Origin of the sequence: Ureibacillus sp. FSL E2-3493 (genome assembly GCF_038077515.1) — a bacterium.
Classification (GTDB): Bacteria; Bacillota; Bacilli; order Bacillales_A; family Planococcaceae; genus Ureibacillus; species Ureibacillus halotolerans.
Map to the genome: position 1 here is coordinate 851,463 of NZ_JBBOPK010000001.1, position 16,272 is coordinate 867,734.

Here is a 16,272-nt window from a genome sequence, read left to right on the forward strand (position 1 = left end):
AAATTAATAGACTGTTTTTTCGAAGGTTTTTTCTTAATATAGTAAAATGAAAGATAAACTTTACGTTTTGACGTTACAAGAAAAGGAGAACCTATTGTGAATTTTCAACCGACTACTTTGAATGAAAGAGTTCATTCGATTGATATTTTACGCGGATTTAGTTTACTTGGTATTTTACTGGTAAATATGTTTGCCTTTTATTTACCTATGCCCCATATTGATTTAGGCAGTTGGTTTACAGAGGCGCCCGATATTATTTGGCATCAAACTTTGGATATTTATGTGCAAAGTAGTTTTTATCCCCTTTTCTCTATGCTTTTCGGATATGGGTTAGCGATGCAATTTATGAAAGCAGAAACCATTGGAAGTAACTTTTATCAATTTGGACCAAAGAGGCTAATTATATTACTTATTATTGGATTACTCCACGCCTTTTTCATTTGGTGGGGCGACATATTAACGATGTATGCCTTTTGCGGATTTTTCCTATTGCTATTTTTACGCTTTAGCGGTGGATGGTTATTAACGTTTGGGTTAATTATTAATGGGTTCATGCATTTATTTTTCATTGCTATTTTTGCGCTAACAGGAATGAGCAATATGGAAGTAGAAGCACCGGCAGTCGATATTGTAATGATTAACGATGCCATTACCGCTTATGGAGTGGGGAATTGGCTGGATGCCTTTTTCCAACGTTTAAAAGATTTATCCCTTCAGATGGGGGTGAGTATGTGGATATCAGCTTTAACGACTATCCTGCCATATATGCTTATAGGAGCTGCAGCTGCCAAATGGCGTTTAATTGAAAGGGCAAAAGAGCTAAAGGGTCTTTGGATTACTTTAGCCATCGTATTTCTCGTACTCGGTATATTGATAAAAAGTGCTCCATATACCTTTACTCGCACTTATTTACTTGATTATTTAAAAGTGTACGTAGGGGGACCTATCCTTTCCGTTGGTTATATTGGAATTATGATTTGTTTATGTATGATTCCGTTTATCGTTAAAATACTCGCACCATTAGCGAGGGCTGGGCGAATGTCCCTTTCTTTATATATTATGCAATCTATTATTTGCACATTATTGTTCTATCATTTTGGTTTTAGTTTGTATGGTGAAATTGATGTCCAGACGGGTACATTAATTGCGATTGGTATTTTTATTGTTCAAGTTATATTTGCTGAGCTTTGGTTTATTAAATTTAAACAAGGACCATTAGAATGGCTCGTAAAAAAATTAATTTATAAAACAACATTGTCGGAAAAATGAGCAATTTCGAAAAATTTGATGTATGATGGAATAAAATATACATTCAATTAATAGATTTTGAGAATTACTCAAGTTGAATGTATATCAACAAAGGATAAAAGAAGGAGCGCCTTTATTTATGAAGATTTTATCGTTTAATTTAAATGGAGAAGTAAAATTCGGTCCAAAAGTAAAAAAAGAGGAAGCGGTATGGGATGTACTAGCCATTCAAAAAGAGCTGAATATCCTCCCTTCTTTTCCAACAGAAATTATTGATGGGATTGCATTAGGCTTTGACTTTGTTGAACAAATTCGCAAATTAGTTGACGCTGCAAGTAAATCTGAACAAGTGGAACAATTTAAGCGTCCATTTACTGAAATAGAATGGCTTTCTCCAATACCTAGAACGCCAAAAAATATTATTTGTATTGGTAAAAACTATAATGATCATGCAAAGGAAATGGGCTTACAGCAAGCACCGGAAGATTTAGTCGTATTTACAAAATCACCAACTTCCATAGCAGCTGATGAACAAGTATTACCGATTCATGAAGGTAAAACGAATTCCTTAGATTACGAAGGTGAGTTAGCAGTAGTTATAGGCAAAAAAGGAAAGGATATTCCGAAAAATCTTGCCTTTGATTATATTTTTGGCTATACGATTGCAAATGATATAACAGCTCGTGATTTACAAGATAAACATAAACAATATTTTTTAGGGAAAAGTTTAGAGGCTTCTTGTCCACTAGGTCCTTATATTGTATCGAAGGATGAAATTGTAGATCCTCAAAAATTGACAATCGTAACAAAAGTAAATGGTGAAGTACGCCAAAATGGTTCAACAAAAGATATGATGTTTACAGTAGAGGAGTTAGTATCTATTTTATCTCAACATATTACATTGGAGCCTGGAGATATTATTTTAACAGGTACTCCTGCAGGTGTCGGCAAGGGAATGAACCCACCAACATTTTTAAAAGCAGGAGATGAAGTGAAAATTTCGATTGAAGGAATAGGCACTCTTTCCAATCGTTTTGCTTAACAAATGATGTAAACAATGACTTGTTTGAAAGTATTCTCTATGAAACCTAAACTATTTTTGTATTGTAAAGCTCTACAGAACTATTATATTTGAATCTCCAAACTTAACTATGGTAGGATAATGCTGACAATGAAAATTAAGGTGGGAATAAAATGGACTTTTTAACAAGCTCAACGCATTTACACATTGCAACTTGGGTAATAGCATTAGTATTATTTTTTGTAGCAGCTTTAGCATCTAAGTCTAAAGGAATTCACATGGCATTACGTCTATTCTATATTTTAGTCATTATTACAGGTGGAGCTTTATTTATCGAAGGAATGGATTACAATATGGGAATGCAATATGGCATTAAATTCCTTTTAGGTATTTTAGTCATTGGTATGATGGAAATGGTATTAGTACGTCAAGCTAAAAATAAACCAACTACTCTATTTTGGGTTTTATTCGCTATTTTCTTATTTGCAGTATTATTTATGGGCTTCAAATTACCAATGGGTGAAAATTTCTTAGCATAATAGAAAAATCGTAAAGTGCATGTGTGCTTTACGATTTTTTTATTTCATCCGCCAATTAAATCTGAATAATATAATAGAAAATAACAATAAAATCATTTCCTTTTGGACAGATTAAAAGAGAAATCTTTCAGAATTACAGTTGTTCACTGTTTTGTCTTATTTCATAGTAGGATTTGTTATTTTCCTTTTAAAAGATGGCAGTTCATCTTTTTTTTTTGGTAAAATGGCGTTGGTATGGTTTGAAGGAGAGGGATTATGTTGAAATTTAAAAAGTGGATTAGTGGCGTAGCGGCGTCACTTTTATTAATTGCTTCATTGACAACTTCTTCTGTAGCGAAAGCAGAAGAGACAAAATCAATAGAAGATGAAAGTATATATGATTTGTTAGTTGATCGAATATTAAATGGAACATTAGAGAACGATTACAATGCCAATGCGGAAGATCCGTCCCAATTTGCTGGTGGTGACTTTAAAGGTTTACTTGAAAAACGATCCTTGATCACCAAAATGGGTTTCACAATCGCTTCAATCGGTTCTGTGTTTACAACTGAAACGTATGACGGTTCAATGGTCACAAGCTATAGTCAAATTGAGCCGCAGTTTGGAACGCCAGAAGAACTGACAAACTTAATTGACACTTTTCATGATGATCATGTAAAAATCATGATTGATTTCCCTTTATCGAATGTTAGTGAAAATCATGAATGGGCACAAGATCCTGAAAAAGCAGATTGGATTGTCGATACTGCCAACGGGAAAGTTCGTTGGGATTTAAATAACGAAGAAGTTCAGCAAGCGCTTATTAATTCAGTAGTTGAATTTATTACTACATATAACGTAGATGGCGTACGATTAACGAATTTAGATACGGCTAGCACTCCATTTTTAAATGAAATGATTGAAGCCATTAAATCAGTAAATAACGATATTTATGTCATTTCAAATGAAGATAGCGACGCTAATTTTGATGCGAAATACTTTGAAGAAACAAACGACGCATTTCGCAATGCATACAAAAACGTGGATCAGAATTCAGCGGCATTGTTAACTAATGTAACTCCATTTGTTGAAGGAAAACAAGCTCCTGCCCAATTGATGATTGATTCCTTATTAACAGATCGTTTTACGTTATCTGCCGAAGCCTATCCTCCAACAAGAGTAAGACTTGCCATTGCTGCAACGCTTTTACTACCAGGCGTACCAGTAATGCAATATGGGACAGAAATTATTATGAACGGGGAGGCAGGTCCGAATGCGCATCAGCTATATAATTTCCGGACAGATGAGGATATGGTGGAATTTATAGGAGACGTTCAAACATTACGTAATCAGTCTGAAACGTTACGTAATGGGGAATTTAAACTAATTAAAAATGAAAATGGTTTCTTAGTATTTGAACGTTATTCTGATGAAGAAAGATGGATTATAGTCATTAATAACACGGGAAAAACAACAAAGGTTGATATTTCTGCTGATGAAATCGGTGAGAATAAGGAACTTCGTGCTATGTTAGATAGTGATACAATACGTGTAAATGACGAAGGAAATTTCCCTATCGTATTAGATCGTGAAATTGTAGAAATTTATCAAGTTACAGAGGAAAAAGGTATTAACGTTTCTTACTTAATAGCGTTAGGATTAGTTTATCTACTATTTATTGGCTTTATTATCGCTTTAATTAAACGAGGTAAACGTAGAAGAGCAAATCAAAATTAAAAAAATTGACGTCTCAACGGTAGTTTGTACCGATGGGACGTCTTTTTCTTATGGACAGCATAATATTGGGATGTCTAAGAGAAGTATTTTATTCATAAAATGTAAGGTACATTTTAAATATTTAGTTATTTCTGAAAAATAAATTCGAAATTTGTTGACTTCATTTATTACACAAATATATAATTTATTGCAACAATACATAAATTGTTAAAAGATTAATAGTTTTCGGAAAAGATTGTGTAACAAGAATATTTGTAATCTTCAAATTAATAAAAGCGAACATGATTGCTAGAAAGGAGCGTTAATTTGAAAACAGATGAATTATTAACAATTAAAGACTTACATACCGGTTTTCGAATTAAAGATACATTTTATGATGCAGTAGATGGAGTTTCCCTTACATTAAAGAAAAACGAAATTCTTGCAATCGTTGGTGAATCAGGGTGTGGGAAAAGTACCCTTGCAACTTCCATTATTGGACTTTATGATCAAAACAAAACACGTGTTCAAGGAGAAATTTTATTTGAACAAAAAAATCTGGCTGCTCTTTCTGAGGAAGAGATGAATGACATTAGAGGTCTTCAAATTAGTATGATTTTCCAAGATCCTCTTTCAGCATTAAATCCGTTAATGCGCATTGGGGAACAAATTGAAGAGGGCTTAATTTATCATACTAATTTAACAGCTGAACAAAGACAAGCGAGAGTACTAGAATTATTGAGTCAAGTTGGAATTAAAAATCCTGAAAGGGTAGCTAGACAATTCCCACACCAATTATCGGGTGGGATGAGACAAAGGGTTATTATTGCCATTGCTATTTCGTGTAAACCGCAAATTATTATTGCGGATGAACCTACAACAGCGTTGGACGTAACAATTCAAGCTCAAATTTTAGATTTATTAATTGATTTACAAGCTGAAACTGAGGCGGGAATAATTCTAATTACCCATGACTTAGGTGTTGTAGCAGAGGTAGCAGATCGAGTTGCCGTCATGTATGCGGGAGAAATTATTGAAGAGGCTCCAGTAAATGAGTTGTTTACAAATCCGAAACATCCCTATACTCGTTCGCTATTTAATTCCATTCCTCAGATGAATTCTGAGTCAGAACGTTTAAATGTCATCGAAGGTATTGTTCCATCATTAATGAACTTACCTCGAACTGGTTGTAGATTTTCTCAACGAATTCCTTGGATTCCGGAAGAAGCTCACGAGGAAAATCCAGCACTTCATGAAATTTCACCTGGTCATTTTGTACGTTGTACATGTTGGAAAGAGTTTCACTTTAAAACGGATAAAGGGGGCGGGACATATGAGCTTCATGCAAATAAATGATTTAAAAGTCCACTATCCTATTCGCGGAGGATTTTTTAACCGGGTGATTGATCAAGTTCACGCAGTTGATGGAATAACGATGGAATTTGAAAGAGGAAAAGCCTATGGATTAGTTGGTGAATCAGGATGTGGAAAATCGACTACAGGTAAGGCAATTATTGGGCTAGAAAAAATTTCAGGCGGATCCATTATTTATGAAGGTGAAAATGTTACAAATAAACGCAGAAGTCGAAAATCTGCCTTTAGTCGTGATGTTCAAATGATTTTCCAAGATGCCCATTCTAGTTTGAACCCTCGAAAACGGGTAAAAGACATTATTGCCGAACCGATTCGCAATTTTTTAAAGCTATCTCCGCAAGAAGAGGAAAGAAAAATAAGTGAACTATTAGATATAGTGGGGATGCCTGAAGATGCAAAGTTTAAATACCCCCATGAATTCTCTGGAGGTCAAAAACAACGTTTAGGAATTGCTCGGGCTATTGCAACAAATCCAAAATTAATCATTGCAGATGAACCTGTATCTGCATTAGACTTATCTGTCCAAGCCCAAGTGCTTAATTTCATGAAAGATATTCAAAATGAGTTCGGTATTAGTTATTTATTTATTTCCCACGATTTAGGCGTTGTAAAACATATGTGTGATCATATTTCGATTATGTATAAAGGTCGCTTTGTTGAATCGGGGACAAAAAGTGATATATACAATAACCCGCAACATATATATACAAAACGATTACTTTCTGCTATTCCAGAAGTGACTCCGGTAGGAAGGGAACAACGGAAGCGAGAAAGAATAAAAGTCGAACAACATTATCAAGTAGAACATAAAAATTACTTTGATGAAAATGAACGGGTATTTGATTTAGTACCTGTATCAAGCACCCACTTTGTGGCAGCTACTTCACAGGTGAAGGGGGACATGTAGTTATGTGGAAAACGATTGTCAGACGATTTTTAATAATGATTCCACAGTTATTTGTTCTGAGTGTTATTATATTTATTTTGGCGAAGTTTATGCCTGGGGATCCTTTTACAGGACTGATTACACCACAAACAGATCCTGCCCGAATTGAGGAACTACAAGAAAAAGCAGGGTTGAACGATCCTTGGCATATACAATATATTCGATGGGTTGGCAACGCAATCCAAGGCGATTTAGGACTTAGTTATACGTATAAAAGGGACGTTGCTGCTTTAATTGGTGAGCGTGCGTTAAATACGTTTTGGCTGTCATTATTAAGTGTGATTATACTTTATTTAATTGCCATTCCTTTAGGTATATTAGCGGGTAGATATCAAAATTCGTTTTTAGATAAATCAATTGTATTTTATAGCTTTGTTACATATGCCATTCCGACATTTGTTTTATCTCTCGTATTTCTATTTATTTTTGGTTACCAATTACATTGGTTCCCGACGAACGGCAGTGTAAATATTGAACATGAGCCAGGTACGTTAAGTTATTATTGGGACAAATTCTATCATATTATATTACCATCAATTACTTATGCGATTTTAGGTACGACGGGGATTATTCAATATTTACGTTCAGAAATTATCGATGCAAAAGCAATGGACTTCGTTCGAACTGCCCGGAGTAAAGGTATTCCGATGAGAAAAGTGTATTCTAAACATATTTTCCGTAACTCTTTATTACCTATTGCAGCATTTTTAGGATTTACTATTACAGGGTTACTTGGAGGTTCAATTTTTATTGAAACAATCTTTGGTTATCCTGGAATGGGACAATTGTTTGTAAGTTCAATTTCATCTAGAGATTATAGTGTAATAACAGCACTCGTTATGTTATTTGGCTTCTTAGCCCTTTTAGGTAGTCTCTTATCCGATATTATTATGAGTATTGTTGACCCTCGCATTAGGATTGAATAGGTGACACTAAAAAGTTAAGGAGGATCCAAAATGGCAAAGAAAAAATATAAAAAAAATAAAACTTATGTAAATTCTCCTCCTACTGGCATTCAAGTAGTATTTAGAGAATTTATGAAAGATAAATTGGCTTTATTTTCATTAGTTGGATTAATCGTTGTTATAGTAGGAGTCTTTATATGGGCTTTCTTCTTTATCGACCAAGAGCAATTAATGCGTGTAAGTTTAAGGGATAAATTTGCAGAACCTGGCGATAAGTTTTTATTAGGAGCCGATGAAGGCGGTAAAGATATTATCGGTCAAATTATTGTCGGTGCGAAAAATTCTCTTCTCATAGCAATTTCTATTACGATTATTACGGGTATATTTGGTGTAGTTGTTGGATTAGTTTGTGGATACTTTGGCGGATGGATTGATAATATGTTCATGCGTATTATTGACTTCTTCATTACTGTTCCATCTTTAATGTTAATTATCGTTTTTGTAACAGTTGTTCCGAAGTATAGTGTTATGGCTTTTGTATTAATTATGAGTTTATTTTTATGGACAGGAACGGCACGGCTTATTCGCTCCAAAGCATTGTCTGAAAGTAAACGGGACTATATACAAGCATCGAAAACCCTTGGAACAAATGACTTTGTCATCATTGTACGAGAGTTGTTACCGAATTTAAGCTCGATTATTATCGTAGAACTTACGTTAAACTTTGCAGGAAATGTAGGAATTGAAACTGGCTTATCTTATTTAGGATTCGGATTACCAATGTCAACTCCATCCCTCGGAACACTCGTTAGTAATGCAAACAACCCGCTCGTATTACAACAATATTGGTGGGTTTGGTTACCGGCATCACTATTCATCTTAATCATGATGCTCGGTATTAATTACGTCGGACAGGCGCTTCGAAGATCAGCCGATGCTCGTCAGCGTTTAGGTTAAGCAAAAAAATTGCGTTTTAAAATAACTGAAAATTAGTTGTATTAAAACTTTTTAGAAATCATTTTGGTACCGCCATATTTACAATTTAAAAGTAAATATGTTTGACTATATATAAATTTTAAACAGGTACAAAAAGAAAAGGGAGGAAAAGGAATGAAAAAAACAAAGTGGTCGTTATTGGCGCTATTATTTTCTGTCTTACTAGTTTTAACTGCTTGTAATGGCGGAGATGATAAGCCAGCTGAAGACACAAAAGGTACGGAAGATACAGGTACGGAGAAAGATGCAAAAAATCCTGATGAGTTATTTACACTTGCAGTAGAAAATGAGGAAGAAGCGATTGAAGGTGGAACGCTTCGTGTTGCCATGGTGAAAGATGAGCCTTTCCAAGGGATTTTTAACTGGGAACTTTATGAAGACGCTTATGATTCATATCTTATGGACTGGGCTACAAATGTCATTTTTGAAACAGATGAAAACTTTATGATTACAGATACAGGTCTTGCTACAATAGATGTAGACCAAGATAATAATAAAGTAACAGTGAAAATTCGTGAAGGTGTGAAATGGTCTGATGGTGAACCATTTACGATTGAGGATGTCATTTTACCATATTTAATTATCGGACACCCAGATTACACTGGAGTTCGTTATGATACTCAATTCCAAAATATTGTTGGTGCGGAAGAGTATAATGCTGGAAAAGCTGATACGATTTCAGGTCTTAAGAAAATCGATGATCATACTCTAGAAATTAGCTTTAAACAATTATCGCCTGCCATTTATTATTCTGGTGATGGTTTATGGTCCTATGCAGCACCAAGTCACCAAATTAAAGATATTCCAGTTGCAGAATTAGTAGAGTCTGATGCAGTTCGTAAAAATCCTGTAACGTTAGGTGCATTCAAAATTGACAAAATTGTACCTGGTGAATCGGTGCAATACTCTCGAAACGAGCATTACTGGAAAGGTGTACCAAAACTTGATGGTGTTGTAGTTGAAGTAGTTCCGAGCAGCTCTATTTCAGTTGCAATCAAATCTGGAGAATATGATGTTATTCAAAGCTTTAACGCAACAAAAATGCCAGAAATTGAAAACTACGACAATATTACAGTGTTAGGTCGCCAAGAGCTTTACTATTCTTATTTAGGATTTAAAGTAGGTAAATACGACTTTGAAAACAATACAGTTGTAACAGATTTAGAAGGTTCAAAAATGGGTGATGTCAAATTACGCCAAGCAATGGGCTATGCTTTAGATATCGAACAAGTTTCGGAAGTGTTCTATAATAACCTTCGTGAACGTGCAAATTCTTTAATTCCACCAGTATTTAAAGCATTCTATGACGATTCTTTAGAAGGATACACTTATGATCCAGAAAAAGCGAAAGCACTATTAGATGAAGCTGGATATAAAGATGTAGATAATGATGGAATCCGTGAAGATAAAAACGGTGAAAAATTAGAAATTAAATTAGCTGCAATGTCAGGGGATGCTACACAAGAAGAAATTATCGCATTCTACCTTCAAAACTGGAAAGATGTTGGATTAAATGTAACTTTATCAACTGGTCGTCTAATTGAGTTCAACTCATTCTACGATAAAGTTGAAGCAGATGATCCGGAAATTGATATGTTCATGGGTGCTTGGGGAACAGGTACAAACCCATCTCCAGCAGGATTATACGGCAAAGCGGACCAATTTAACTACAGTCGTTATACTTCTGAAGAGTTAGAAACAGCAGTTAAAAATATTGACTCACCAAAGGCGTTCGATACAAACTACCGTGCACAGGAATTTAAAAAATTCCAACAACATATCGAGGAAGTAGCAACAACTATTCCAATGCAATTCCGATATGAAATTTTCCCAGTTAATAAGCGTGTGAAAAACTTCAGTATCGAATATGGAAATGAATACAAAGATCATTTACATGAAATCGAATTAACTGCTGAAGAACCAGTTGCTTCTAACTAATGATAAATGAAAGGATGAATCGAAGAGTTCCACTCTTTGATTCATCCTTTTAATTTGGAAAATAGAAAAAAGTTGTCCCATAGGAACAACTTTTCCGTTATGAATAGTCTTTATCTGTAAAGAAAATAGCAATTGTGCCAGGTCCAGAATGGGCGCCAATAACAGCTCCAACCATTGTCATCTCAAATGCTTTTGGTTTTAACTTTTCTTCGATTAATGCTTGTATTTCTTGAGCAAACTCTAAATCATCGCCATGGCTTATTCCGACGATTTTATTCGAGAAGTCGCCACCTCGTTCAACCATTAAATCGATCATACGATTAATCGCCTTTTTACGACCCCGAATTTTCTCAAGGGGAATCAATTTCCCATCTTCTACATGTAAAATCGGTTTTATACTTAATAGGCCACCGATAAAGGCGCTGGATTTGGAAAGTCTTCCTCCAGCTGCTAAATAATCTAAATTTTCCACTGTGAAAAGGTGGGTCATATGTTCAGCTAAATGGGCAATCCGAGACGTCATTTCATCTAAAGATAAACCTTCCTTACGCAACTTAACAGCTTCTTTTACAAGTAAGCCACAGCCTAGAGAAGCACATTTCGAATCGATAATTTTCAATTTGAAATTTGGATAATTTTCGCGTACCTGTGCAGCAATCATGACCGCGGTGCTATATGTACCCGATAAGTTGGATGAAAAGGCAATATAAAGCCCTTCTTCATCATTTTTCGCGAGTTTTTCAAATTCATTTAAAAATACTTCAGGTGACACTTGAGACGTTTTTGGCGTAACTCCCTGTCTCATCGCATCATATACCGTTTTAGGATCAATATCTATGATGTCATTGTACTCTGTATGATTTAAATCAACTCGTAATGCAAATAATTCGACGTCTTCCTCTGTGAAAAATTGCTTTGGTAAATCACAGCCACTATCTGCAAAAATTTTCATAAATCTACCTCCTTGAATGATGAATGGTATTTTTCAGTCATTCTCATGTTGAGGATAAAGAGGAAATAAAAAGGATTTCCACCGATATCTATACTTACAATTTTAGTCTTTCTATTAGGACTTTGGCAATCCCATCTTCATTATTACTTAATGTAATTTCATTGGCGATATTTTTTAAATCATCTATTCCGTTGGACATTGCAACACCGATTCCTGCATAGTCGATCATTTCTAGATCGTTATCTTCGTCACCGAAGGCAATGATTCTTTCGCGGGGAATATTCAAATCCTTTGCGACGAGGGATATGCCTACCGCTTTATTTAAACCTTTTCGGACGATTTCAACTATATGGAAAGGTGCCCCCCATCGGCGATGTTCAATAAGTTCTGCATGGACGCTTTCTAAATGATCTCGAATACCTGGTACATTTACTTCTTCTGCGTGGATTAGTAAACTCGTTGGGTCTTCATTTAAGTTTCCTCTTAAATTTCCAATTGTGACGCGAGGATCGCCCATTTTGAAAATATCCATCATCGTTTTGTCCTCTACATGAATAAACACGTCGTCCATTACTTCCGCTATTAAATTTTCATATTGATACTTATCAACGGAGTCAACGACATCATATACGACATTCAGATCGATAGGTGAGTGAACAGTTTTCCATGCATTATTTTTCGGATGATGGATGAGAGCACCATTAAAGTTTACAATCGGTGTATTTAACATTAACTCATTATAATACAATTGGCTTGCTCTAAATGGACGTCCAGTCGCAATCATCACTTGATGACCTGCTTCTTTTGCTTTCATTAAAGTTGCTTTTGTTTTTTCAGAAATTTGTTGTTTGTCGGTTAATAACGTTCCGTCTAAATCTAATACGATTAAATGTTGTTTCATAAGGAATTCTCCTTTCTCTATCTTACTGATTTTATCCCTTATGGATATATTTAGTCAAAATTTTGTATTTTATATTCCTTTCATTCAGAAAAAAATTTCCAACAGTGATATGATGTTCTTAGAGTAGTTTTTTCTACTACAAATAAAACTATAAGAGAAAACGACTCAGGAAATGATGTATTGTTCAATATATTAAAGGAGTGACAAGGAGATGCTTGTTCAAGAGGATATGTGGAATGGGATTCCTTTATTACACGTTTATAATAATTCGATGACGCCACAATCACCGGTCGTAATCTTTTTACACGGTTTTGGAAGCGCAAAAGAACATAACTTACACTATGCTTATCAATTCGTAAAAAAGGGTATTCGTGTCATCTTACCGGATGCTCATTTACATGGTGATCGTTCTGAAAATCTTTCTGAAATGAAAATGAATGTTCACTTTTGGGAGATTGTATTAATGTCCATTAAAGAAGTGGACATATTATATAATGAGCTACAAAAAAGAGAACTTTTAACTTCCGGAAAAGTAGGAATCGCTGGAACATCTATGGGAGGAATTGTCACTTGCGGTTGCCTAAATGCTTATGACTGGGTTTATGCGGCTGGTATATGTATGGGAGCTCCTGGATATGTTGAACTTTCTAATTATCAATTGGACCAATTTGAATCATTAGGTGTTAAGTTACCAATGGATGATCATCAGAAGGAACAGTTACAAGCGCTTTTAGCAGAAAATGATATAACAAAGGATCCTACTCGTTTCAATCAAAGACCAGTTATTTTCTGGCATGGTCATAAAGATGAGACTGTACCATTTAAAAATACATATCATTTTTATACTCAATTGCGTTCATACTATGAACAAACACCTGAACGATTAAAATTTGTAGAGTCACCTAATTATGGACATAAAGTTCCTCGATCTGGTGTACTTGCTGTAACGGAGTTTCTTTCACATCATTTGGCATAACGAATTTGGTTTGCTATGATATAAGTCAATAGGAAATGAAAGGAGAAACGGAAAATGGCTATTAGTGAAGAAATGAAAGAAAGTATTTTAGGTGCTTTAGAAAATGTCATTGATCCTGAGTTAGGTATTGATATCGTTAACTTAGGTTTAGTATATGAAGTTGATTTAAATGAAGAAGGGGTAGCCAAAATTACGATGACCCTAACATCTATGGGATGCCCATTAGGTCCAGTTATTGTAGACCAAATTAAAACAGCATTAAGTGATTTACCTGAAGTAAAAGACGTGGATGTCAACATCGTTTGGCAACCAGCATGGTCAAAAGATAATATGTCACGTTATGCAAAAATGGCTTTAGGTATTCGATAAAATCGCTCGTTAAGTTCTGAGTGAAAAAGAAAAGTGTAGTATAAGTCACGTTGACTTACACTGCACTTTTTTATTTTTTATTGAAACTTGAATGGGAATAAACGTTATGTCTAAAACTTTTTAGTGTCAATTTTTGCATTGCTCCCTTAAACAACATATAATTGAAATAGTCAAAAAAGGTCAAATTAATTTCATCTTTTGAAAGGGTGTTAATTGAATGCAATTTCAACAACAAGACAATCGCAGTCCATTAGAACAATTTGGTCGCAATTTAATTGAAGAAGTAAAAAGTGGGAAAATGGATCCCGTTATTGGTCGAGATGAAGAGATTAGAAATGTCATTCGTATCCTATCAAGAAAAACGAAAAATAACCCTGTCTTAATTGGTGAGCCGGGTGTAGGTAAAACGGCGATAATAGAAGGATTAGCTCAAAGAATTGTTAGAAAAGATGTGCCAGAAGGTTTAAAGGATTGTATTTTATACGAGCTTAATATGAGTTCATTAATTGCGGGGGCAAGTTACCGTGGACAATTTGAGGAACGATTAAAAGGCGTTTTAACGGAAGTGAAAAATTCAGACGGAAAAATTATTATATTTATCGACGAAATTCATACGATTGTTGGAGCCGGCAAATCAGATGGTGCAATGGATGCTGGTAATATGTTAAAGCCGATGTTAGCCCGTGGAGAACTCCATTGTATCGGTGCAACGACATTAGATGAATACCGGATGTATATAGAAAAGGATCCGGCATTAGAACGTAGATTCCAACAAGTAATGGTTCGGGAACCTTCCATTGAAGATACGGTTTCCATTTTACGTGGACTAAAAGAACGTTTCGAATTACATCATGGGGTACGGATTCATGATAGAGCGATAATCGCGGCAGCCCAATTATCAAATCGCTATATTACGGATCGTTTTTTACCGGATAAAGCAATTGATTTAATTGATGAAGCATGTGCTATGATTCGTACGGAAATTGATTCGATGCCTCAAGAACTAGATTCGGTAACAAGACGTGTCATGCAATTGGAAATTGAGGAGCAAGCATTGACGAAAGAAAACGATGAAGGAAGTAAAAAACGTCTCGAATCATTAAATAGCGAATTGGCCACATTAAAAGAAAAATCTGAAAAGATGCGGAAACAATGGGAAGAAGAAAAGGAAAGTTTACAAAAAATCCAACAGAAACGGGAACAATTAGATCAATATCGTCGCGATTTAGAAGAGGCGGAAAGTAAATATGATTTAAATAAAGCAGCAGAACTACGCCATGGTAAAATTCCAGCTTTGGAAAAAGAATTAGCGAGTCTCGAAGAACAATTGAAAGTTGGTTCTGAAAATAGAATTTTACGTGAAGAAGTAACGGCAGAAGAAATTGCATCCATCATTTCTAGATGGACAGGAATTCCTGTAACAAAGTTAGTGGAGGGGGAACGGGATAAGTTATTACGCTTAAAGGATACGTTACATGAACGAGTAGTTGGACAAGATACGGCTGTTAATCTAGTTACAGAAGCCGTTTGGCGTGCCCGTTCAGGAATTAAAGATCCGAACAGACCAATTGGTTCCTTTATTTTCTTAGGCCCTACCGGAGTAGGGAAAACGGAACTTGCGAAAGCGTTAGCAGCTCAACTATTTGATTCAGAAGAGCATTTTATTCGAATCGATATGAGTGAGTATATGGAAAAACATAGTGTTTCACGACTGGTTGGAGCACCTCCTGGATATGTTGGATATGAAGAAGGTGGCCAATTAACAGAAGCGGTCCGTAGAAACCCATATTCAGTCGTTCTATTGGATGAAATTGAAAAAGCCCATTCAGATGTGGCAAATATATTATTACAAATATTAGACGATGGTAGAATTACAGATAGTCAAGGTCGACTAGTCAACTTTACAAATACAGTAGTCATTATGACATCTAATATAGGTTCCCATTATTTACTGGAATCAAAACTAGAACAACAAGAAGCAGTAGAAGATTTAGTAATGAATGAACTTCGGTTACACTTTAAACCAGAATTATTAAACCGAATAGATGATATTATTCTTTTCCATGCACTATCTTCAAAACATTTTAGTGATATTACTTGGAAATATATTGAACAATTATGTAAACGAATAGCAGAACAAGAAATCAATCTAGTAGTGGATGAACGCGTAGTGGATTGGATTGTTGAGCAAGGAAGCGATCCCCAATTTGGGGCAAGACCACTAAAACGTTTTATCCAGCGTCATGTTGAAACAGCTGTGGCTAGAGAATTATTAAAAGGGGAAGTACTACCAGGCGATACATTACATGTAACGATGGAAAATGACCAACTAACTGTGTGGAAAGAATAGAAAAGTTCAACTGACATAAAAAAGCGGGTAACTCTTCATTGGAGTTACCCGTTCTCTATTAA

At 35.2% G+C, this 16,272-nt stretch carries 14 protein-coding genes; 12 read left to right on the top strand and 2 right to left on the bottom strand.

Features of this window, described 5'->3' with window-relative positions:
* Positions 1–96 precede the first annotated feature (96 nt).
* The 9 genes from MHH69_RS04450 to MHH69_RS04490 all read left to right on the top strand — a co-directional run bounded on the left by MHH69_RS04450 (position 97) and on the right by MHH69_RS04490 (position 10,662).
* Positions 97–1,269, top strand: coding sequence for a DUF418 domain-containing protein (locus MHH69_RS04450; RefSeq protein ID WP_122971028.1), 1,173 nt, complete (start codon positions 97–99; stop codon positions 1,267–1,269).
* Between the two features lie 118 nt (positions 1,270–1,387).
* Entirely contained in the window at positions 1,388–2,290 is a 903-nt protein-coding gene (locus MHH69_RS04455) for a fumarylacetoacetate hydrolase family protein (RefSeq protein WP_122971027.1), read from the top strand.
* Between the two features lie 152 nt (positions 2,291–2,442).
* The gene (locus MHH69_RS04460; protein ID WP_122971026.1) at positions 2,443–2,808 is read left to right on the top strand and encodes a YisL family protein; all 366 of its coding nucleotides are present in this window, start codon (positions 2,443–2,445) and stop codon (positions 2,806–2,808) included.
* A gap of 255 nt (positions 2,809–3,063) precedes the next feature.
* Entirely contained in the window at positions 3,064–4,524 is a 1,461-nt protein-coding gene (locus MHH69_RS04465) for an alpha-amylase family glycosyl hydrolase (protein WP_122971025.1), read from the top strand.
* Between the two features lie 306 nt (positions 4,525–4,830).
* Positions 4,831–5,859: an ABC transporter ATP-binding protein gene (locus MHH69_RS04470; protein ID WP_122971024.1), complete on the top strand. Its 1,029-nt coding sequence runs from the start codon at positions 4,831–4,833 to the stop codon at positions 5,857–5,859.
* The gene (locus MHH69_RS04475) at positions 5,837–6,784 is read left to right on the top strand and encodes an ATP-binding cassette domain-containing protein (protein WP_122971023.1); all 948 of its coding nucleotides are present in this window, start codon (positions 5,837–5,839) and stop codon (positions 6,782–6,784) included. Before MHH69_RS04470 ends, MHH69_RS04475 begins: the two co-directional genes overlap by 23 nt.
* A 2-nt stretch (positions 6,785–6,786) precedes the next feature.
* Complete coding sequence (gene opp4B, locus MHH69_RS04480; protein WP_122971022.1) at positions 6,787–7,749, top strand: oligopeptide ABC transporter permease; 963 nt, start codon at positions 6,787–6,789, stop codon at positions 7,747–7,749.
* A 30-nt stretch (positions 7,750–7,779) separates the two neighbouring features.
* Positions 7,780–8,685 (top strand): ABC transporter permease, encoded by a 906-nt coding sequence (locus tag MHH69_RS04485; RefSeq protein WP_122971021.1) that lies wholly within the window; start codon positions 7,780–7,782, stop codon positions 8,683–8,685.
* 153 nt (positions 8,686–8,838) lie between these two features.
* Positions 8,839–10,662, top strand: a complete 1,824-nt coding sequence (locus MHH69_RS04490; protein ID WP_122971020.1) for an oligopeptide ABC transporter substrate-binding protein — start codon at positions 8,839–8,841, stop codon at positions 10,660–10,662.
* A 97-nt stretch (positions 10,663–10,759) separates the two neighbouring features.
* Here MHH69_RS04490 and MHH69_RS04495 read toward each other — a convergent pair whose 3' ends face one another.
* Positions 10,760–11,614 (bottom strand): DegV family protein, encoded by an 855-nt coding sequence (locus MHH69_RS04495; protein ID WP_122971019.1) that lies wholly within the window; start codon positions 11,612–11,614, stop codon positions 10,760–10,762.
* A gap of 94 nt (positions 11,615–11,708) precedes the next feature.
* Positions 11,709–12,515 (bottom strand): Cof-type HAD-IIB family hydrolase, encoded by an 807-nt coding sequence (locus tag MHH69_RS04500; RefSeq protein WP_122971018.1) that lies wholly within the window; start codon positions 12,513–12,515, stop codon positions 11,709–11,711.
* A gap of 211 nt (positions 12,516–12,726) precedes the next feature.
* On the opposite strand from MHH69_RS04500, the gene MHH69_RS04505 reads away from it, so the two are divergent.
* From MHH69_RS04505 to MHH69_RS04515, 3 genes are all read left to right on the top strand, one after another.
* Positions 12,727–13,491: a prolyl oligopeptidase family serine peptidase gene (locus MHH69_RS04505; RefSeq protein WP_341361822.1), complete on the top strand. Its 765-nt coding sequence runs from the start codon at positions 12,727–12,729 to the stop codon at positions 13,489–13,491.
* Positions 13,492–13,545: 54 nt separating this feature from the next.
* Positions 13,546–13,860, top strand: a complete 315-nt coding sequence (locus MHH69_RS04510; protein ID WP_122971016.1) for a metal-sulfur cluster assembly factor — start codon at positions 13,546–13,548, stop codon at positions 13,858–13,860.
* A 217-nt stretch (positions 13,861–14,077) separates the two neighbouring features.
* Entirely contained in the window at positions 14,078–16,210 is a 2,133-nt protein-coding gene (locus MHH69_RS04515) for an ATP-dependent Clp protease ATP-binding subunit (RefSeq protein WP_341361823.1), read from the top strand.
* The last annotated feature ends 62 nt before the right edge of the window (positions 16,211–16,272 follow it).